17 protein-coding genes and 1 pseudogene are annotated in these 19,282 nt (G+C 74.0%); 4 read left to right on the top strand and 14 right to left on the bottom strand.

Features of this window, described 5'->3' with window-relative positions; genetic code table 11:
* Positions 1–17 precede the first annotated feature (17 nt).
* Positions 18–608: a hypothetical protein gene (locus ABD352_RS33390; protein ID WP_344616515.1), complete on the top strand. Its 591-nt coding sequence runs from the start codon at positions 18–20 to the stop codon at positions 606–608.
* On the opposite strand, the gene nudC is transcribed toward ABD352_RS33390, so the two are convergent.
* From nudC to ABD352_RS33445, 11 genes and pseudogenes are all read right to left on the bottom strand, one after another.
* Complete coding sequence (gene nudC / locus ABD352_RS33395) at positions 586–1,488, bottom strand: NAD(+) diphosphatase (protein WP_344616516.1); 903 nt, start codon at positions 1,486–1,488, stop codon at positions 586–588. The two genes, ABD352_RS33390 and nudC, sit on opposite strands and share 23 nt — an antisense overlap.
* Complete coding sequence (locus tag ABD352_RS33400; protein ID WP_344616517.1) at positions 1,485–2,819, bottom strand: M16 family metallopeptidase; 1,335 nt, start codon at positions 2,817–2,819, stop codon at positions 1,485–1,487. Before ABD352_RS33400 ends, nudC begins: the two co-directional genes overlap by 4 nt.
* Positions 2,816–4,132, bottom strand: coding sequence for a M16 family metallopeptidase (locus ABD352_RS33405; RefSeq protein WP_344616518.1), 1,317 nt, complete (start codon positions 4,130–4,132; stop codon positions 2,816–2,818). The genes ABD352_RS33400 and ABD352_RS33405 overlap by 4 nt, the downstream gene beginning before the upstream one ends.
* Positions 4,119–5,285: a S8 family peptidase gene (locus ABD352_RS33410; RefSeq protein WP_344616519.1), complete on the bottom strand. Its 1,167-nt coding sequence runs from the start codon at positions 5,283–5,285 to the stop codon at positions 4,119–4,121. Before ABD352_RS33410 ends, ABD352_RS33405 begins: the two co-directional genes overlap by 14 nt.
* A 51-nt stretch (positions 5,286–5,336) precedes the next feature.
* Positions 5,337–6,350: a hypothetical protein gene (locus ABD352_RS33415; protein ID WP_344616520.1), complete on the bottom strand. Its 1,014-nt coding sequence runs from the start codon at positions 6,348–6,350 to the stop codon at positions 5,337–5,339.
* Positions 6,351–6,411: 61 nt separating this feature from the next.
* Entirely contained in the window at positions 6,412–6,573 is a 162-nt protein-coding gene (locus tag ABD352_RS33420) for a hypothetical protein (RefSeq protein WP_344616521.1), read from the bottom strand.
* Between the two features lie 154 nt (positions 6,574–6,727).
* Positions 6,728–9,925 (bottom strand): annotated as a pseudogene (locus ABD352_RS33425) (ATP-dependent helicase); the annotation flags it as partial.
* Positions 9,925–13,035, bottom strand: a complete 3,111-nt coding sequence (locus ABD352_RS33430) for an ATP-dependent helicase (RefSeq protein WP_344616618.1) — start codon at positions 13,033–13,035, stop codon at positions 9,925–9,927. The gene ABD352_RS33430 and the pseudogene ABD352_RS33425, both read right to left, overlap by 1 nt.
* 81 nt (positions 13,036–13,116) lie before the next feature.
* Positions 13,117–13,680 (bottom strand): LOG family protein, encoded by a 564-nt coding sequence (locus tag ABD352_RS33435; protein WP_344616522.1) that lies wholly within the window; start codon positions 13,678–13,680, stop codon positions 13,117–13,119.
* On the bottom strand, positions 13,681–14,445 hold the full coding sequence (locus tag ABD352_RS33440) for an LOG family protein (RefSeq protein ID WP_344616523.1): 765 nt from the start codon (positions 14,443–14,445) through the stop codon (positions 13,681–13,683).
* Positions 14,446–14,536: 91 nt separating this feature from the next.
* Positions 14,537–14,806 (bottom strand): hypothetical protein, encoded by a 270-nt coding sequence (locus ABD352_RS33445; RefSeq protein WP_344616524.1) that lies wholly within the window; start codon positions 14,804–14,806, stop codon positions 14,537–14,539.
* A gap of 13 nt (positions 14,807–14,819) precedes the next feature.
* Between ABD352_RS33445 and ABD352_RS33450 the strand changes: the two genes are divergently transcribed.
* Together ABD352_RS33450 and ABD352_RS33455 are read left to right on the top strand one after the other, a co-directional pair.
* Positions 14,820–15,392, top strand: a complete 573-nt coding sequence (locus tag ABD352_RS33450; RefSeq protein ID WP_344616525.1) for a DUF3152 domain-containing protein — start codon at positions 14,820–14,822, stop codon at positions 15,390–15,392.
* Positions 15,393–15,495: 103 nt separating this feature from the next.
* Positions 15,496–15,624 (top strand): hypothetical protein, encoded by a 129-nt coding sequence (locus ABD352_RS33455; protein WP_344616526.1) that lies wholly within the window; start codon positions 15,496–15,498, stop codon positions 15,622–15,624.
* 117 nt (positions 15,625–15,741) lie between these two features.
* Here the strand turns inward: ABD352_RS33455 and dapE are convergent, their stop codons facing one another.
* Positions 15,742–16,809 (bottom strand): succinyl-diaminopimelate desuccinylase, encoded by a 1,068-nt coding sequence (gene dapE / locus ABD352_RS33460; protein WP_344616527.1) that lies wholly within the window; start codon positions 16,807–16,809, stop codon positions 15,742–15,744.
* Positions 16,810–16,843: 34 nt separating this feature from the next.
* On the opposite strand from dapE, the gene dapD reads away from it, so the two are divergent.
* Positions 16,844–17,788 (top strand): 2,3,4,5-tetrahydropyridine-2,6-dicarboxylate N-succinyltransferase, encoded by a 945-nt coding sequence (dapD, locus tag ABD352_RS33465; RefSeq protein ID WP_344616528.1) that lies wholly within the window; start codon positions 16,844–16,846, stop codon positions 17,786–17,788.
* Between the two features lie 43 nt (positions 17,789–17,831).
* Here the strand turns inward: dapD and dapC are convergent, their stop codons facing one another.
* Together dapC and fdxA are read right to left on the bottom strand one after the other, a co-directional pair.
* Positions 17,832–18,944 (bottom strand): succinyldiaminopimelate transaminase, encoded by a 1,113-nt coding sequence (gene dapC / locus ABD352_RS33470; RefSeq protein WP_344616619.1) that lies wholly within the window; start codon positions 18,942–18,944, stop codon positions 17,832–17,834.
* Positions 18,941–19,267 (bottom strand): ferredoxin, encoded by a 327-nt coding sequence (fdxA, locus tag ABD352_RS33475; RefSeq protein ID WP_344616529.1) that lies wholly within the window; start codon positions 19,265–19,267, stop codon positions 18,941–18,943. Before fdxA ends, dapC begins: the two co-directional genes overlap by 4 nt.
* Between the last annotated feature and the right edge of the window lie 15 nt (positions 19,268–19,282).

Below are 19,282 nucleotides of genomic sequence, written 5' to 3' on the forward strand. Positions count from 1 at the left end.
TGGGGAGGCCGGCCACCATGCGGGTTGCTCATCTCTACGCGGTACCGAACGCGCCGGAGCGACCGCGGGTGGCCGATCCCGACCGGCGCCGGCTGATCGCGGACTATCTGGCCGGCGGCACCACGATCGGCCGAGGGCGGGCGCCGCTGCACACCGACGGGCTCTGGCTGTGGCCGGAGCGCTTCGTCGCCGAGGCGCGCGACGCCGGCCTGGCACCCGAGCCCGACCTGCTGGGCTGGATGCACACGCGCGCCTACCGGCCGCCGGCCCCCGAGCCGGACGAGCGGCTGACCGCCGCCGCGCTGCGGGCCTGGCGGGCCGGGCCGCCGGCCGCCCCGCGCCGCCTGGTGACCTACTTCGTGCGGGTCGACGAGGAGACGACGCCGGAGCGGCCGCTGTCACTGCTGCGCCGCACGGTCACCCCCACGGGCGGGGTGACCGACGAGGCGGTCTGGCGCGACCTCGGATGGCACCCGACCAACGCCTTCGTGAGCCTGCGCATCGACGACGAGCTGCGCGAGGTCGAGCCGGCCGAGGCCGCGGCCGTGCTCGACCGGTGGTGCGCGGCGTGGCACGCGGAGGCGCTCAGGCGTAGAGCCACTTCGTGAGGAGGAAGTGGGCGATCGACGCCGGGAACGGCAGCCCGAACTCACTCGAGCGGCCCTCGAGCACCTCGGCGATCTCGGTGCGGGTCAGCCAGCGGGCCTCGGCGATCTCCTCGACGTCGACGGTGATCGCCGCGCCGGCCTCGGCCCGCGCGTGGAAGCCGAGCATGAGCGAGCCGGGGAAGGGCCACGGCTGGCTGGCCACGTAGGTGACCTCGCCGACCTTGACCCCGACCTCCTCCAGCACCTCGCGGGCGACCGCCATCTCGGCCGACTCGCCGGGCTCGACGAACCCGGCGAGGGTGGAGAAGCGCGGCACGGTGGTGCCGAGCGCCTTCCACTGGGCGTTGAAGCCGAGCAGGCAGCGCCCGTCGGGGCCGGCCACGCCGTCGTGCACGAGCATGATCACGGCCGGGTCGGTGCGCGGCCAGAGCGTCTCCTCGCCGTCCTCGGTCATGCGCACCCAGCCGGCCTGCGCGGCGACCGTCAGCTTGCCGCTCAGCGGGCTGTACGGGTGCCGGGAGTGCCAGTTGGCCAGCGCGACCGCGGTGATGAAGAGCCCGGCGGGCAGGTCGGGCAGCGCGTGCCCGACCTGGCGCAGGTTGACCCGCCGCGTGCCCTCGGGCGCGGTGACGTCCGCGGCGACGGCGAAGTACACCGTGCCGTCCTCCTCCTCGCCGAGGAAGAACCGCTCCCCCTCGGGCGCCCCGGCCGGGTCGATCAGCACGAGCTGCGGCGGCTCGCCCTCGTGGACCAGGACGTGGCCGTCGTCGACGACCACGACCCGGGCGCGGGACCAGGCCTCCTTCAGCCATGCCTCGTCGGTGCGGCGGTGGGCCGCCCGGTCGAGCGGCCCCGAGGCGAACGGGGGGCTCGAGCTCATGACCCCTCGGCCCGCACCACCGGCAGCAGCCCGGCCAGCGAGGACTCGACCTTCGCGGCGTCGCCGAGGACGACCGCGGCGGCGCGGGACGGGGCGAGGTACTTCGCCGCGACCGCCGCCACCTCCTCCTTGCTCGCCCGGGCGAGGCGCTGGGCGTGCTCGGCCAGGAAGTCCAGCCGCAGCCCGAAGCCCGCGTAGGTGGAGACCAGCCCGGCCAGCCCGGCCTGCGTGGACATGCCCAGCTGGAGGGTGCCGAGCGCGTACTGCCGGGCCTGCTCCAGCTCCTCGTCCTTCGGCGGCAGGCTGGCGATGCGCCCGAGCTCGTAGAGGGTCTCCAGCAGCGCCGGGGCGGTCACCTCCGTCGCCACCTCGGCCGAGAGGACCAACGCCGAGCCGGCGACCGCGTGCTCGACGAGCGAGTGGGGGCCGTACGTGTACCCCTTGTCCTCGCGGATGTTCTCCACCCAGCGGGAGGAGAAGTAGCCGCCGAAGACCAGGTTGGCCAGCTGCAGGGCCGCGTGGTCGGGGTGCCTGCGCGACACCGCCGGCAGGGCCACCCGCAGCGAGGACTGCACCGAGTCGGGCCGGTCGACCAGGGTGAGCGGGCCGGGCTCCAGCGCCGGGGCGGGCGGCAGCTCGGCGGTGACGCCGCCGCCGTTCCACTTGCCGAGCATCCGCTGGGCCGCGGCGACCGCCTGCTCCGGCTCCAGGTCCCCGACGATGACGAGGGTGGCGCCGGCCGGGTGCAGCCGCTCGCCGTGCAGGGCCCGCAGCGCGTCCGGCCCGACCGCCTCGACCTGCTCCGGCGAGGGGGTCTGCACGGCGTACGGGTGGGCGTCGTACATCCGCTTGAGCAGCGCGACCCGGGCCAGGTGGCTCGGCTGGCTCTGGGCCACCCGGATCCGGTCGACCAGGCGGGCGCGCTCGGTTTCGACCTCCTCGCCCGGGTAGGCGGCGTCGGTCAGCACCTCGGCGAGCAGGTCCAGCAGCCGGTCGAGGCCGCCGACGAGGGCGTTGCCGGAGATCAGCAGGCGGTCCGGGTCGGCGCCGGCGGACAGCCCGCCGCCGACCTTCTGCAGCTCGGCCGCGATGTCCACGGTGGACATGGTGGACGTGCCGGACAGCACGGTCTGGGTGAGCAGCGCGGCCCGCGCGAGGTTCGCCTGCGCGAACGGGATCCGCAGTCGTACCTCCACCAGCGGCACCGACGAGCGCCGCAGCGCGATCACGGTCAGGCCGTTGTCCAGCGTGTGCTCGACGGTGGTCGGCAGGGCCAGCGGGCGGTTGGGCCCGAGCACCGGCAGTGCCCGCGGCGGGGTGGTCACAGTCACTTGGCTCCTCCGGCGATGACCTCGACCGCGGCCCGGCGAGTGGGCACGAGCTGCCCGGCGGCCGCGACGATCTGCTCCTCGGTGACCTCACCGATCAGGGTGTGCAGCTGGTTGAGCAGCTCCGGCTCGCCGCGCTGCTGCTCCAGCAGCGCCATCTGCAGGGCCCGGCCCAGCACGGCGTCGGTGTCGCGGAGCAGGTGCGTGGCCATGCGGGCCTGGGTCCTGCTGAGCTCGTCGGCGGCCAGACCGTCGGAGGCGATGCGGGCGCACTCCTCCTCGACGCTGCGCAGCACCTTGTCCACGTCCCCGCCCGGGGGCAGGTGGGCCTGCAGCACCAGGGCGGTCGGGTCGCGCACCGCGAAGGGCTCGCCCATGAAGCCGATGTAGCCGCCGATGCTGGTCGCCGACCGGTCGCGCAGCACCAGCCGCTCGACCAGCCGGGAGGCGTCGCCGTCGGTGAGCACCTCGGCGAGCACCACGTAGGGCAGGTAGCCGGCCAGGTCGGAGATCGGGTCGGGCACCCGCCAGGCGGCCGCGACGGCGGGCAGCGGGGCGAGCCGGTCCTCGTAGGTGGAGCGGCGCTCCGCCGTCAGGTCGGGCTCGGAGAAGTCGGGGCGCTGCGGCGCCGGGCGCGCCGGCACGTCGCCGAAGTGGCGCTCGACCAGCGCGGTGGCGGTGGCCACGTCGAAGTCGCCGGCGACCGCCAGCACGGCGTTGCCGCAGGCGTAGTACCGGTCGAAGAAGTCGGCGGCGTCGGCCACGGTCGCCGACTCGAGGTCCTCGAAGGAGCCGTAGCCGTCGTGGGCGTTGGCGAACGTGTCGAACATGACCGGGGGCAGGCGCAGCCAGGGGAACCCGCCGTAGGGCCGGTTGAGCACGTTGACCCGGATCTCCTCCTTCACCACGTCGATCTGGTTGCGGAGGTTCTCCTCGGTCAGCCGGGGCGCGCGCATGCGGTCGGCCTCGAGGAACAGCGCCCGCTCGAGCGCGTTGGAGGGCAGGGTCTCGTAGTAGTCCGTGTAGTCGAAGTGCGTCGACCCGTTGAAGGTGCCGCCCGAGCCCTGCACGTGGCGGAAGTGGGCGAGCTTCTCCAGGTTCTCCGAGCCCTGGAACATCAGGTGCTCGAACAGGTGGGCGAAGCCGGTCCGACCCTGCGGCTCCGATCTGATGCCGACGTCGTAGGCCACCGCCACGCCGACCACGGGGGCGGCGCGGTCTGGGGTCAGCACCACCCGCAGGCCGTTGGGCAGGGTGAATCGCTCGACGGGATACTTGGAGGCCGGGATCCGCACACCGGGGCTACGACTGGACACTCACCGAATCTACTTCGTCCCGGGCCGAAATTCGGATCCGGCGTTCCGCGGCCGCCGCGTAGCCGAACAGGACGAGCACCACGGCGAGCAGCGGCAGCCCCAGCAGCCACCCGTACTCGCCACGCGAGCGGGGCGGCGGAGGGGGCCCGGCCACCGGCGCGGCGGCCGGCGACGCGCCGGCCGAGGTCCGGCTCACCGAGGGTGATGGCGAGGGTACCGGCAGTCGCCGGGTGAGAGCTTGGACCAGGTCGAGGCGGCCCAGGCCGTACTCCGGGTCGACCCCCTTCGCCCCCGCATCGATCGCGGTCAGCGTCAGCCGGCGCACGATCTCGGCCGACCTCGCGTCCGGGTAGGCGGCCCGCACCAGGGCGACGGCCCCGGCGAGCAGGCCCGGCGAGGCGCTGCCGTCGTCCACCCGGTAGCGGTTGCCGGCGTTCGTGGTCATGATCTGGAAGCCGGGCACGCCCAGGCCGAGGCGGCGCCCGCTGGTGGACTGCACCCGCACGTCGCCGGCCCGGCTCAGCGGCACGGCGGCCAGGACGCCCTCGTAGCCGGCCGGGTACGGCTCGAAGTCGCGGCTGGGCTGGTCGCCGTCGGCGGCCACCACCATCGCGTCGGCGGCACGGGCGGCCCGGATCGCCTCGGACAGGCGGTCGCTGCCGGCGACGGAGTACCCGACCACGATCACCCGGGCCTTCTGCTCGACCGCCAGGTCGACGCCGGCGGCCAGTTCGTCGGCGGTCGGCGCCCGGTCGATCGGCGTGTCGACGACGACCGGCAGCACCTTCGCCCCGGGCGCCACACCGACCACACCGGCACCCTGGTCGTCACCGTGCCCGTGGCCCACGATCGCCCCGGCGAGCGCGGTGCCGTGGCCGTCGGGGTCGGCGATCGTCTGGTCCGTGGCCCGCACGTACACCGGGTCGAGCACGGAGCCGGTCAGGTCGTCGTGGGTGGCGTCGACGCCGCGGTCGACAATCGCCACGGTGACGCCCTCGCCGCGGGTCTGCCGGTTGGCCTCGGCTACGTCGAGGTACCGCAGATGCCACTCGTCGTCGCGGATGACGTCGGCCCGCGCCGGGCTCGCCGGGAGGAGGACGGCCCCGGTCGCCGCGACGAGTCCGACGGCCATCGCCGCCAGCCGCTGCTTCATGCGCGATAGCGTGCCGGATCGACGCAAGCGGCGCCACTCACGCAGGTGGATCTACACGGGGCGGATACTCTCTGGTGCCTCGTCGGCCACGTAGTCGTACTGCCGGTGCGTGTCCGGGATCGAGACGTACAGGATCGCCGCCTCCGGCTTGCCCAGGTCCACCAGCGCGATCGAGACCAGCTCGCTCTTGGCGTTGAGCCCCGCCTGGTTGAAGTGCAGCCGGAACTTCAGCAGCCGGGCCGGGCGCCCGCCGAGCGTGAGGTCCTTGGCCTCGAGCTGCTCGAGCTGGTTGCCCTTCGGGTAGAAGCTGACCCGCACGTCGGCCGCGATCTGGTCGCCGACGCAGTGCAGGTCGAGCACCATGCCGTCGTTGACCGCGGCCGGCACGTGCCCGGAGAGGATGGTGGCGTGGTAGTCGTTGCCGTTGCCGTCGTAGTCCGGCTCGGTGACGAAGTCCTGCCCCTGCCGGTAGGTGATCTTCAGCTCACCCTGGTCGCGCCAGTTCTGCAGCAGGGGCCGCCAGGGCGCGCCGTACTGCTTGTAGCTGATCCCCGACTCGCTGTCCGTGGTGCGCGGCCCTGGCGGGACCTCGGCCCCGCCCCCGTTGTTGGGGTTGTCGGGCGGGATGCTCGGCGGCGGGCAGCGCCGGGCCAGCTCGGGCCGGGTGTCGCTGGGCCCCTCGGCCTGCCGGTTGAACAGCCCGCCCGGCGTGGTGGCGTTGTTGGTGAGCACCGACACCAGGATCACGATGAGCCCGATGGCCACGACGAGGATCGCTCCCCCGCCGAGCCACTTGAGGATCCGCTGGTTGCGCTTGACCGGGTCGTCGCCGTCGCCGTCGCCGCGCCCGTTCGAGAGCACGTCGGGCGGCGGCGGAGGAGGCGGCGGCGCGCCGAACCGGGAGACCCGCCCCGAGTTGTACTGCGGCGCGACGCGCGCAGAACCACCCGGCCGGCCGTCAAACGGCTGGGCCGGGCCCGGATTCGGTGCCGTGGACGCAGGCAGCACCGGTTCGATCACGGTGTGCGTATCCGGCTCAGCCCAGGGCGAACGCTGCTCGGTCATCTCACGCCAAGTGTCGCAGCCGGACGCGACCGTGGCCAGCTAGCCCCCGGTCATGGTTACCTCAGGGTTGTGCCTGCGCCGGCGGGTGCAGCTGGGTAACGTGCGGATAGCGCGGCCCCTCGGCCCAGGCGACGGGCCCGAGCACGATGAGCGCGACGGTCACCACACCGGCGGTGGCGACCCCGACGACCACGGCGACCTCACGAACCTGCGGTGCCTGCATTCTGGGCACTTCCCCTCGCATGCTCTCTTGGACAGCTTCGGCGAGGATTCGGTTCCGGCGACACCCAGCTGTCGGAACCTTGCCAGTTCATTGAGCTTCGGGGGTACCTCAGGAGCCCGGCGCGCGGCGAAGGTCCTTCATCAACAGCAGCAGGTCAGCGTGTCGGGAGCGCGGTGATCAGGGCCAGGAGGCCGGGTTCGTCCAGCAGGTCCGCCGGGCGGACGGTCTCGCCGCTGCGGACGTAGAAGAAGGCGGCGCCGACCTGGCTCAGGGGGACGCCGCGCAGCTCGGCCCACGCCAGGCGGTAGGCGGCCAGCTGAACGGCGGCCGCGGTGGCGTCGGCACCGGCCGGGCGGGCGCCGGTCTTCCAGTCCACGACGTCGTAGCGGCCGTCGGGGTGGCGGTAGACGGCGTCCATCCGGCCACGGACCACCACGCCGGCGATGACCGAGGCGAAGGGGACCTCCACGTCCAGCGGGACCCGGTCGGCCCACTCGCTGGCGAGGAAGCGGGCCTGCAGATCGCTCAGGGCGGCGTCCGGGGCGGCGCCCTCGTCGGCCGCGCCCGGGAGTTCGTCGAGGTCGAGCAGGCGCTCGGCCTGGAAGCGCTGCTCCAGCCAGTGGTGGAAGGCGGTGCCGCGGCGCGCGTACGGGTCCGGGCGGGCCGGCAGGGGGCGGCGCAGCGAGCGGGCCAGCCGCTGCGGGTCCCGGCGCAGCGCGACGAGCTGGGAGACGGAGAGGTGGCCGGGCAGGGACACGTCCACGGCGGCGTCGGCGCGCGGGGCCAGCCGGGCGCGCTCGGCCAGGAGGAGCTCGGTCTCCTCGGCCCAGCGCCGGGCCAGCGGATCCTGCGTGTCGACCTCTCCCGAGGCGGAACGGACCTGCGCCGCCGCGGACTCCAGCAGCGGGCGGCGGGGGCCGAGCGGGTCGGCCGGCCAGCTCGCGCTGGGCAGGTCGGCGGCGGTCGGGTTCTGCGCGTCGGCCTGCGGCTGGGGGGCCCACTCGTCGACCTGACCGGCACCGGCCAGGCAGCGCTCGCGGATCTCCTCCAGGAACACCGACGGGCCGCGGGCCCGCTTCACGCCCTCGCCCCACCAGAAGCCGCTGGCCAGCAGCAGCCGGCGGGGGCGGGTGACGGCGACGTAGGCCAGCCGCCGCTCCTCCCGCACGTCGTGCTCGCGCCAGTCGCGGGTGAACGTCTCCAGGGCGCCGACCACGCCCTTGACGTCGGCGACGGCGGAGAGGTCCAGGGCGGGCAGGCCGGCGTGGTCGCCGCGCAGCGCGAAGGGCAGCACGCCCAGGCCGCGCAGCCAGTGGTCGCCGGCGTTGCTGGCGCCCGGGAAGACGTCCACGCACAGGCCCGCCACGGCCACGACGTCCCACTCCAGGCCCTTGGCCGCGTGCGCGGTGAGGATCTGCACCGCGCCGCCGACCACCTCGACCTCGCCGGGGGCCAGGCCGCGCTCCTCGTTCTCGGCCGCGGCCAGGAAGGCCAGGAACGCGCTCAGCGTCGCGCCCTCCGACTCGGCGGCGAAACGGGCCGCGATGTTGCTGAACGCGTCGAGATGGCCGCGGGCCAGGCCGGCGTCGCCATGGCGGGCCGCGACCTCGACGTCGAGGCCGGTGACCCGCTCGATGTCGGCGACGAGGTCGGGCAGCGGCTGGTCGAGGCGGCGGCGCAGGGAGCGCAGCTCACCGCCGAGGCGGGCGAAGCGGCGGTGGCCCTCGGCGGAGTACAGCTCCGGCTCCCCCAGGTCGTCCAGCGCCTCCACCAGCACCGCCTCGTCGAGGCGGTCCGCCAGCTCCGGCTCGGCCCCGGCGTCGCCGTGGCGGCGGGCGGCGGCCAGCGCCCGGGCCCGGCGGTAGAGGGCGACGAGGTCGCGCGGGCCGATCCGCCAGCGCGGGCCGGTCAGGATGCGCAGCAGCGCGGCCCCCTCGGCCGGGTCGGCCAGCACCCGCAGGACGCTGACCACGTCGCGGACCTCGGGCGTGTCCAGCAGGCCGCCGAGGCCGACGACCTCGACCGGCAGGCCGCGGGAGCGAAGCGCGTTCTCCAGCGCCGGGATCTGGGCCCGGGTGCGCACGAGGACCGCGGTCGACGGGCGGTCCTCGACCGGGATGTCGAGGGCGAACGTGTCCGGGTCGACCTTCGCCGCCCGCCGCCACGAGGCGAGCACCCGGTCGGCGATCCAGGCCGCCTCCTCGGTGTAGGTGTCGAGCAGCGCGCAGTGCACGGTGGCGGTGGAGGCCGGCTCGGCCAGCACGTCGGCCGGGGCGAGCTCGGCGACCTGGGCGCCGTGGTTGCGCAGCGGGGCGGACAGGGTGTTGGCCACGTCGAGGATCTCGGGCCGGTTGCGCCAGCTGGTGGTGAGCGACAGCAGCGGGGCGGGCGCGCCGCCGGCCGCCGGGAACTCCGCCGGGAAGCGCTCGAGGCTGCCGGCCGAGGCGCCGCGCCAGCCGTAGATGGACTGGCAGGGGTCGCCGACCGCGGTGACCGGGTGGCCGCCGCCGAAGAGGGCGCGCAGCAGCACCACCTGGGCGTGGGAGGTGTCCTGGTACTCGTCCAGCAGTACGACCCGGAACCGGTCGCGCTCGACCTGCCCCACCTCGTCGTGTGCCACGGCCACCCGGGCCGCCCTGGAGAGCTGGTCGCCGAAGTCCATGGCTTCCAGCAGGGCCTTTTTCTCGGTGTACTGCCGGATCAGCGGCAACAGCTGGAGCCGGGCCTGCTGGCGGGCCAGCACGTCGCGCACCGGCTTGGCCATCTTCCCCGTCTTGGCGCCCACCTCGGCGAAGAACCGGCCGGTCCAGGCGGCGACGTCGGCGGGCTCGCGCAGGTGCTCTGCGAGGTCGCCGGCCAGGTGGAGCACGGCGTCGACGACGGTGGACGGCGCCGCCGAGACCGCGGTCATGTCGCCGTCGTAGGCGCGCACCACGGCGTCGGCCAGCTGCCAGCAGGCGGCCTCGGTGAGCAGGCGGGTCGACGGCTCGAAGCCGGCCCGCACGCCGTGCTCGCGCACGACCCGGGCGGCGTAGGAGTGGTACGTCGCGACCGTCGGCTCGCCGGCGATGAGGTCGTCGCGGCCGAGCCGGCGCACCAGCTGGCCGAGCCGCTGGCGGATGCGGTGCGACAGCTCGCCGGCGGCCTTGCGGGTGAACGTGAGGCCGAGGATCTGCTCGGGGCGGGCGTGGCCGTTGGCGACCAGCCACACCACCCGGGCGGCCATCGTCTCGGTCTTGCCCGACCCGGCGCCGGCCACGACCAGCAGCGGCCCGACCGGCGCGGCGATCACCTTGGCCTGCTGCGGCGTGGGCGCGGGCAGCCTGAGCAGCTTGGCGAGCTCCAGTGGGGTCATGTGACGTGACGGCCTTTACCCGACACCGGGCACGAGGTCTTCACGGGGCAGACCCGGCACTTGTTGTTCACGACGGCCGAGAAGGTCGACGCCGCCATGGTCTGCGCGGTGCGCCGCACGAGCGCCTGCGCCCAGTTGGGGTCGTCGGCCTCGCCCAGCGGCGGCTGCACCTGCTCCCGGGCGGCGCTGGTCTCCCCGCCCAGCTGTACCAGGGTGGCCCCGCCCGGCACCGTGGACTCCTCGAACGCGCCCAGCTCGATCGCCGCCTGGTACGCGGCCAGCTGCGGGTGCTCGGCCAGGTTGGCGTTGGCCGGGATGGACTTGCCGGTCTTGAGGTCCACGACCACGAGCCGGCCCTGCTCGTCCAGCTCCAGCCGGTCGACCCGCCCCTTGATCTCGACCGGCGCCTCCGGGTCGGCCAGCTCGACGAGGAAGTCCTGCTCGATCGCGACCAGCCGGCGCGGGTTGCCGGCGAGCCAGCCGATGAGCTTGTCCAGCATCGACTCGGCCCGGTCCCGCTCCCGGCCGGCCAGCCAGCGCGCCGAGAGCTCGATCGCGTCGAAGCGGTCGGCGACGTACGCCACCAGCTGCGCCCGGTCGGCGCTGGCGTCCGCGGCCAGCATCGCCGCGGCGTGCACGAGGTTGCCGATGGACTGCTCCGGCGACGGGGTCAGCGACCCGCCGTGCCGCTCCAGCAGCCAGCGCAGGCTGCACCGCTCGACGCTCTCCACGGTCGACGGCGTGACCTGCACCGCCTCCCCCGGGTCGACCAGCGGCCGCTCGTCGGACAGCGCCGGCAGCCCCCACCAGCCGTCCGGGTCGGCCCCGGGCACCCGCTCGGCGGCCAGGCGGGCCAGCAGCCCGGCGGCCGCGGCCCGGCGATCGTCGGGCGCGTCCGGGTCGACGAGCGCCACCCGAAGCTCGGCCACCAGGGTCGGCAGGGTCAGGGGGCGGGGCGGCTCGAAGTACGCCTCCTCCTCCAGCTCGGCGTCCGTGGCCAGCTCGGTCAGGAACCGGCTCGGCTGCTCCTCGCCGTCGCCGGAGGCCACCGCGGTGACGATCACCTGCTCCCGGGCCCGGCTCACGGCCACGTAGAACAGCCGCCGCTCCTCGTCCAGCAGCGTGGTGAGCCGCCCGATGGTCTCCATGCTCCGCCCGGCCAGCACCTCGACCAGCAGCTCGGAGCCGAGGACGCTGCCGCGCAGCCGCAGGTCGGGCCAGACCCCCTCCTGTACCCCGGCCACGGCCACGACGTCCCACTCCAGCCCCTTGGCCGCGTGCGCGGTGAGGATGCGCACCGCGTCGCCCCGGTCGGCCGAGGGGGCCAGGTTGTCGGCCGGCAGGTCCTGGCCCTCGACGTGGTCGAGGAAGACGTCGGGGCCGGCGCCGGGCAGCCGGTCGGTGAACCGGGCCGCCGCGTCGAAGAGCGACACGACCGCGTCGAGGTCCCGGTCGGCCGCCGCGCCCCGGTGCCCGCCGCGGGCGCTCAGCGCCGACCAGCGCTCGGCCAGGCCGCTGGCCTGCCAGACCGCCCACAGCACCTCCTCGGCGCTCGCACCGGGCCGGGCCGCCGCGTCGCGGGCCTGCTGCAGCAGCCCGGCCACGGCCCTCGCCGGTGCGGCCCAGCGCCGCTCCACCATGGCCAGCTCGGCCGGGTCCCGCAGCGCGTCCAGCAGCAGCACGCCCGACGGCCGGCGGTCCCCCGCGGCCAGCGCGAGCGCGCGCAGCCCCTGCCGCAGCCGCCGCTCGGCCAGCGGGTCGGCGCCGCCCAGCGGCGAGTGCAGCAGCGCCACCGCGGCGTCCTCGTCCAGCCGCGTGGCGTCGAGCGCGCACCGGATGAGCAGCAGCAGCGGCGCGATCGCGGGCTGCAGGTGCAGCGGCAGGTCCTCGGCCTCGGTCACCGTCGGCACCCCGGCCGAGTGCAGCGCCCGCTGCAGCGGGGCGAGCTGCCGCGCGGTCGAACGCACGATCACCGCCATCCGCGCCCAGGGCACCCCCCGCAGCAGGTGCGCCTCGCGCAGGCGGTGCGCGATGTACGAGGCCTCCGACGTCTCCGACGCGAACGTCCGCGTCTCCGTCGTGCCGCCCTCGCGGGTGGCCAGCATCGCCCGGTGCCGCGACGGCCCGCGCAGCCGCGCCGCGACCCGCCCGATCGGCGCCAGCAGCCCGGACCCGAGCCGCCGCGAGTGCGGCAGGGTCACCCGCAGCGCGCCGGGGAACCGCTCGCCGAAGTCGCCGACGATCGCCGGGTCGGCGCCGCGGAACGCGAACGTGGAGGAGTCCGGGTCGGCGAAGGCGACCAGGTGCGCGCCGTTGCCGGCGACCAGCTCCAGCAGCTCGACCTGGGCGGGGTCGGTGTCGGGCAGCTCGTCGACGTACACGTAGGCCAGCCGCCGGCGCTCCTTCTCCAGCAGGTCGGGCTCGCCGGCGAGCAGCCCGGCGGCCGCCCGCACCAGCTCGGCGTAGTCGTAGGCCACCGAACCCCGCCCGGTGGCGTCGCGCAGCGCGAGCACCTGGAGGTACTCCTGGAAGAAGGACGCCGCCGCGGACCAGTCCGCGCGTCGATGGATCCGCGCCAGTTCTTGCAGCTGGGCCGGCCCGACCCCGCGCTCGACCGCCCGCAGCAGCAGATTGCGCAGCTCGGTGGCGAAGGCCCGGGTGCCGAGCGCCCCGCGCAGCGACTCCGGCCAGGGCGCCGCCGACTCGGCGAGCAGCTCCCGGATCACGAGGTCCTGCTCGGGGCCGGTGAGCAGCCGCGGCGAGGCCTCGCCCCGCTCGACGGCGGCCCGGCGCAGCAGCCCGAAGGCGTACCCGTGCAGCGTGCGGACCATCGGCTCGGCCGTGGTCCGCAGCCCGGCGGCCCGCCCGAGCCGCCCCTCGATCCGGTCGCGCAGCCGCCCGGCCCCGCGCCGCCCGAACGTGAGCACGAGGATGCTCTCGGGGTCGGCGCCCTCCTCGACCCGGGCCGCGACGGCCTCGACCAGCGCGCTCGTCTTGCCGGTGCCGGGGCCGCCGACCACCAGCAGCGGGCCCTTGGTGTGCTCGATGACCAGCCGCTGCCACGGGTCCGCGAAGACCGGGACGGCCGCGGCCGGGGGGCGGCGCACGAGCCGGAAGGCACGGCGCTGCCCCGCGGGGGAAGCTGTCGCGGTCACGCGGCCTATGGAATCACATCGCGGGACCCGGACTTATTGTCCGCGCGCCGCGTCGACCAGGGATGCCTCGATCAGGTCCATGGCCTTGTCGACGTCCTGGGCCATCAGCAGCAGCGTCATGGCCGACGGGCGGACGAACTCCTCGCGGGACAGGCCGCCCAGCCACTCCAGCAGCCCGCCGTAGAAGCCGCCGGAGTCCAGCAGCAGGATCGGCTTGCGGTGCAGGTCGAGCATGGCCGTGGTCCAGACCTCGAACAGCTCGTCCAGGGTGCCCAGCCCGCCGGGCAGCGTGATGAACGCGTCGGCGCGCTCGATCATCAGCAGCTTGCGCGAGGCCATGCCGTCGGTGACGACCAGCTCGTCCGACTTGGTGTCGGCCACCTCGAGGTCGACCAGGGACTGCGGGATCACGCCGAACGTGCGGGCCCCGCCGGCCCGGGCGCCGTCCGCGACCGCGCCCATCATGCCCACGCAGCCGCCGCCGGAGACCAGCTCGTGGCCGCGGCGGCCGATCTCGACGCCGAGTTCGTGGGCCAGGTCGAGCCAGTGCTGGTCGAGCCGTTGCGAAGAGGCGCAGAACACACCGATGCGGGCCATCTACTCGGTCTCCTCTTCGAGGTGCTCGGCCGCGTCGCGAATGTGCTGCACGGCGGCCTCGACGTCGTCGGTGAGGAAGAGCAGCTCGAGGTCCTCGGGTCCGATCTTCCCGTCCGGCAGCATGGTGTCGCGCATCCAGTCGAGCAGCCCGCGCCAGTAGTCGGTGCCCATGAGCACCACCGGGAAGCGCGTCACCTTCCGCGTCTGCACCAGCGTCACGGCCTCGAACAGCTCGTCGAGCGTGCCGAAGCCGCCCGGCAGCACCACGAAGGCCTGCGCGTACTTCACGAACATCGTCTTGCGCGCGAAGAAGTACCGGAAGTCGATGCCGATGTCGACCCAGTCGTTGAGCCCCTGCTCGAACGGCAGCTCGATGCCCAGCCCGATGGACAGCCCGCCCGCCTCGGAGACGCCCTTGTTGGCCGCCTCCATGACGCCCGGCCCGCCGCCGGTGATCACCGCATACCCGGCGCCGGCCAGCGCCTTGCCGAGCGCCTCGCCCATCGCCCACTCCGGGCTGTCGGGCTTGCTGCGGGCCGAGCCGAACACGCTCACGGCCGGCGGCAGGTCGGCCAGGGTGTCGAAGCCCTCGACGAACTCGCTGAGGATGCGCAGCGCCCGCCACGCGTCCTTGGTCTTCCACTCGTGCCGCAGGCGCGAGTCGAGCAGTCGCTGATCGGCGGTGCTCAACGGAATGGCGTCGCGACGCAGAGTCACCATTCCCCGATGCCGCTCCCGCGGCCGGCTGCGCTTGGCTTCGCTCATGCCGTCACCTCCGGTTCGTTCCGGCGCCGGCCTGAGCCAGGCTGTCCGCTTGTGCGCGGCCCGTCACGTCGATCCGGGCCGCTCATGACTGTCACGGTACGTCGATCAGATTGCGGGGGGCCCACCAGGCGGCGAAGTCATGGTCCAATACGGCCATGACGCGACGAGGGTGGATGCTGCTCTCGTTGGCATGCCTGGTCCTGGTGGGGGCTTCCATCATCTGGTACGGCATGAGCGCTTCCTCTCCCCCCGCAATGCCCATGGCGGCCTCGTCGTCGGCCGCGCCTTCTCCGTCTTCGTCCCCGTCCACGTCGCCGGCTTCGTCCCCGTCTCCGCCTTCGTCGGCGTCGCCGACCCCCACCGGGCCCCCTTCCGTGCCGTTCAGGGGCAACGGCAAGTTCGACTACGCCGCCACCGGCGGTGAGCGGGTCGGCACCGCCGGCCACCTGGTGCACTACACCGTCGCGACCGAGCAGGGCTCCGGCGTCGACCCCGAGGAGTTCGCCGCCGCCGTGCACCGCACCCTCGGCGACGGGCGCAGCTGGATCGCAGGAGGCCGATTCTCCTTCCAGCGGGTCCCGGCCGGCAGCCCGAGCGAGCTCACTGTGCATCTGGCCACACCATCGACGACCGACACCATGTGCGCCAAGCGCGGCGTGAACACGAAGGGCGAGGTGTCCTGCCGCGGCGGCCGGGACGTCATCGTCAACCTCAAGCGCTGGCTGCTCGCCGTCGCCTGGTACCCGAGCGTCGCGGAGTACCGCAACATGGTCGTCAACCACGAGGTCGGCCACTTCCTCGGCAACGGCCACGCCGTCTGCCCGCGCAAGGGCGCCCCCGCCCCGGTGATGGCCCGCCAGTCCTTCGGCCTGGAGGGCTGCGTGGCCAACGCCTGGCCCTACCCGGACGGTAAGACCTTCGTCACCGGGCCACCCGCGCCGCGATGATCGGACGCTTTCGGTAAGAAAATGGGTGCGGGGAGCAACGTTCCGCCCTACCGTCGCGTCCTACTCGGTATACCAGTGGCAGGGACGTGGGGGGTGACCGGCCATGACGCGGACGGACCAGGACCGCCAGAAGCGGCAGATCAACCGGAGGATCCGCGAGGTGCTCGCGGTGCGCCGCCTGATGCGCCAGATCGACCCGGCACTCGAGGACTCCACGCCCGAGGCGAACTGAGCCCTTTACCCGAAAAGTCGGGCGCTGACGCGCCACGACTTTTCGGACTTTTACCCCGACGGGGTATAGGCGCTCTACGCCGCGAACGGGCGAATTGCCCGTTTCATCGGCGGCCGGTCAGGCCTCGCCGCGCAGCCAGCGGCGCATGACCTCGGCGCCCTCGACGATCTTGTCGATCTCCACGTGCTCGTCCTGCTTGTGAGCCAGGTTCGGGTCGCCGGGGCCGAAGTTCAGGCCCGGGATGCCGAGCACGGCGAAGCGGGCCACGTCGGTCCAGCCGAGCTTGGCCCGGGGCGGGCGGCCGATCGCGCCGAGCAGCTCCTGGGCCGCGGGCGCGTCCAGGCCCGGCAGCGCGCCCGGGGCGGAGTCGGTGAGCTCGACGTCGAAGCCGTCGAACACCTCGCGCACGTGCTCCTCGGCCGCCTTCTCGTCGCGGTCCGGCGCGAAGCGGAAGTTGACCTCGACCTCGCAGGCGTCGGGCACGACGTTGCCGGCCACCCCGCCGGCGATCCGCACCGCGTTCAGCCCCTCGTGGAACTCGCAGCCGTCGATGGTGACGATGCGTTCGCGGTACCGCTGCAAACGCTCCAGCACGGGCGCCGCCTTGTGGATCGCGTTCTCGCCCAGCCACGACCGGGCCGAGTGCGCGCGCTTGCCGCTGGTGCGCACGATCACGCGCTGCGTCCCCTGGCATCCGCCCTCGATCAGGCCGTGGGTGGGCTCCAGCAGTACCGCGAACGCGGCATCGGTCAGGAGGTCCGGACGCCGGTCGGCGAGGATCCTCAGGCCGTTGCGCGCCGAGTCGATCTCCTCGCAGTCGTAGAACACGTACGTCACGTCGTGGCGCGGGGCCTCCTCGGTGACGGCGAGGTGCAGGGCGATGGCCGTGCCCGACTTCATGTCGGACGTGCCACACCCCCACATCAGGTTGCCCTCCGTGCGCGACGGGAAGTTGTCGTGCAGCGGCACCGTGTCGAGGTGGCCGGCCACCACCACGCGCTGCGCCCGGCCGAGCTCGGTCCGCGCCACGATGGTGTGCCCGAAGCGCTGGACCTGCAGCTTGGTGGCGGTCAGCGCCTCCTCGACGCGGTCGGCGATCTCGGCCTCGTTGCCGGAGACCGACTCGATGTCGACCAGCGCGCGGGTCAGGGCAACGGGATCGGCGAGGACTTCACGGGTGAGCATGGCTCTGACATTAGATGGGGTAGCGTTCGGTCACGTGACGACCGCCTACATCGACTCCCCCGCGTGGGGGCTGGGCCTGGCCACCGTGACCTCCTCGGGCCAGGTGCTGGACGCCTGGTTCCCGGCCGGCAACCTGGGCCTGGGCTCCCCCGCCTCGCCCGCTAGCGACTTTTCGAATATTTCGGAATCGTCGGATTCACCGCTGGGGCTGCGCACCGAGGTGGTCCGGGTCGAGATCCAGTCACTCGGGGACGCGCCGTCGAGCACGGCCGAGGTGTACCTGCGCCTGCACCTGCTCTCCCACCGCCTCGTCCGCCCGCACCAGGCCAACCTCGACGGGCAGTTCGGCCTGCTGGCCAACGTCGCCTGGACCTCGGCCGGCCCGTGCCTGCCCGACCAGGTCGACGAGCTGCGCGCGCTGGAGCGGCGGGCGGGTCGCCGGCTCAACGTGTTCGGCGTGGACAAGTTCCCGCGGATGGTCGACTACGTGATCCCGTCCGGCGTGCGCATCGCCGACGCCGACCGGGTGCGCCTGGGCGCGCACCTGGCCCCGGGCACCACCGTCATGCACGAGGGCTTCGTCAACTTCAACGCCGGCACGCTGGGCACCTCGATGGTGGAGGGCCGCATCTCGGCCGGCGTGGTGGTCGGCGACGGCACCGACGTGGGCGGCGGTGCCTCGATCATGGGCACGCTGTCGGGTGGCGGCAAGGAGACCATCAGCCTGGGCGAGCGCTGCCTGCTCGGCGCCAACTCGGGCATCGGCATCTCGCTGGGTGACGACTGCGTGGTGGAGGCGGGCTGCTACATCACGGCGGGCTCGAAGCTCACCCTGCCGGACGGCCGCGTGGTCAAGGCGCGGGAGCTGTCCGGGCTGAGCAACCTGCTGTACATCCGCAACTCGGTGAACGGGCGGCTCGAGGTGCGCGAGCGCCAGGGCCGGGGCATCGAGCTCAACGCCGCGCTGCACGCCAACTGAACTGGCCGGCCCCCGCCGCGGCGCGGCGGGGGCCATCGCACAGCTACAAGCGGGCGGCCGCGGCCGCGACCCGCTCGTCCGTGGCGGTGAACGCCACCCGGACGTGCCGCTCCCCGGCCGGCCCGTAGAAGGCCCCCGGCGCGGCCAGGATGCCCCGCTCGGCCAGCCAGTCGACCGTGGTCCAGGAGTCCTCGTCGCGGGTCAGCCAGAGGTACAGCCCGGCCTCCGAGTGCTCGACCGTGAACCCGGCCCGCTCGAAGGCCTCGCGCAGGATCTCGCGCCGCCGCCGGTACCGCTCGCGCTGCTCGTCCACGTGCGACTCGTCCCCGAGCGCGGCGATCATGGCCGCCTGCACCGGGGCGGGCACGATCATTCCGGCGTGCTTGCGCACCGCCAGGATCTCCTCGACGAGCGCCGGGTCGCCGGCGAGGAAGCCGGCGCGGTACCCCGCGAGGTTGGACCGCTTCGACAGCGAGTGCACGGCGAGTACGTTGTCGAACACGCCGTCGCACACGGACAGGATCGACACGGGGGCCGACTCCCACGGCAGCGGGAGGTAGCACTCGTCGCTGACCACGATCGCGCCGCGCTCACGCGCCCACGCCACGATCTTGCGCAGGTGCGCCTCCGGCAGCACCCGCCCGGTCGGGTTGGACGGCGAGTTGACCCACACCATCCGCACCCGCGCCGGCCCGAGCGCCGTGAGCGAGTCGGACCGCGCCACGGTGGCCCCCGCGAGCTGGACCCCCACCTCGTACGTCGGGTAGCACACCGACGGGATCACCACGGTGTCGCCGGGCCCCAGGCCCAGCAGCGTGGGCAGCCAGGCGACCAGCTCCTTCGAGCCGATCGTGGGCAGCACGCCGAACGACCCGGAGCCGGGCGCGCACCAGCGGCCCACCCAGTCCGCGATCGCCGCGCGCAGGGCCGGGAAGCCGGCCGTCAACGGATAGCCGGGCGCGTCGGACGCCTCGGCCAGCGCCGCGCGGATGATCGCCGGCACCGAGTCCACGGGTGTGCCGATCGACAGGTCGACCAGCCCGTCCGGGTGTCGCGCCGCGGCGGCCTTGGCCGGCTCGAGCCGGTCCCAAGGGAAGTCCGGCAGCCCGGCCGCAAGCGCGCGCCGGGCCCCAGCTGAGGAGACTGTGCCGGTCAGTGTTCGCGCTCCTGCGGCGGCAGGGCGGCGACGAACGACGCGTCCTTCTCGATCTTGCCGACCTTCGACGCGCCGCCGGGCGAGCCCAGCTCGTCGAAGAACGTGTAGTTGGCGCCGACGAAGTCCTTCCACTTCTCCGGGACGTCGTCCTCGTAGAAGATCGCCTCGACCGGGCACACCGGCTCGCAGGCGCCGCAGTCCACGCATTCGTCGGGGTGGATGTAGAGCATGCGGTTGCCCTCGTAGATGCAGTCGACAGGGCACTCCTCGATGCATGCCTTGTCGAGCAGGTCCACGCAAGGTTCGGCGATGATGTAAGTCACGGGTCGCCCTCTTTC

The sequence above is a fragment of the Dactylosporangium salmoneum genome (genome assembly GCF_039532525.1).
Classification (GTDB): domain Bacteria; phylum Actinomycetota; class Actinomycetes; order Mycobacteriales; family Micromonosporaceae; genus Dactylosporangium; species Dactylosporangium salmoneum.

What these genes read in the sequence shown, in the direction of transcription:
- nudC (WP_344616516.1), bottom strand. Translation starts at nt 1,488, where the DNA reads ATGAGCTCGAGCCCCCCGTTCGCCTCGGGGCCGCTCGACCGGGCGGCC.
- ABD352_RS33435 (WP_344616522.1), bottom strand. Translation starts at nt 13,680, where the DNA reads ATGGCCCGCATCGGTGTGTTCTGCGCCTCTTCGCAACGGCTCGACCAG.
- ABD352_RS33390 (WP_344616515.1), top strand. Translation starts at nt 18, where the DNA reads ATGCGGGTTGCTCATCTCTACGCGGTACCGAACGCGCCGGAGCGACCG.
- ABD352_RS33415 (WP_344616520.1), bottom strand. Translation starts at nt 6,350, where the DNA reads ATGACCGAGCAGCGTTCGCCCTGGGCTGAGCCGGATACGCACACCGTG.
- ABD352_RS33455 (WP_344616526.1), top strand. Translation starts at nt 15,496, where the DNA reads ATGACGCGGACGGACCAGGACCGCCAGAAGCGGCAGATCAACCGGAGG.
- dapE (WP_344616527.1), bottom strand. Translation starts at nt 16,809, where the DNA reads ATGCTCACCCGTGAAGTCCTCGCCGATCCCGTTGCCCTGACCCGCGCG.
- ABD352_RS33420 (WP_344616521.1), bottom strand. Translation starts at nt 6,573, where the DNA reads ATGCAGGCACCGCAGGTTCGTGAGGTCGCCGTGGTCGTCGGGGTCGCC.
- ABD352_RS33410 (WP_344616519.1), bottom strand. Translation starts at nt 5,285, where the DNA reads ATGAAGCAGCGGCTGGCGGCGATGGCCGTCGGACTCGTCGCGGCGACC.
- ABD352_RS33440 (WP_344616523.1), bottom strand. Translation starts at nt 14,445, where the DNA reads ATGAGCGAAGCCAAGCGCAGCCGGCCGCGGGAGCGGCATCGGGGAATG.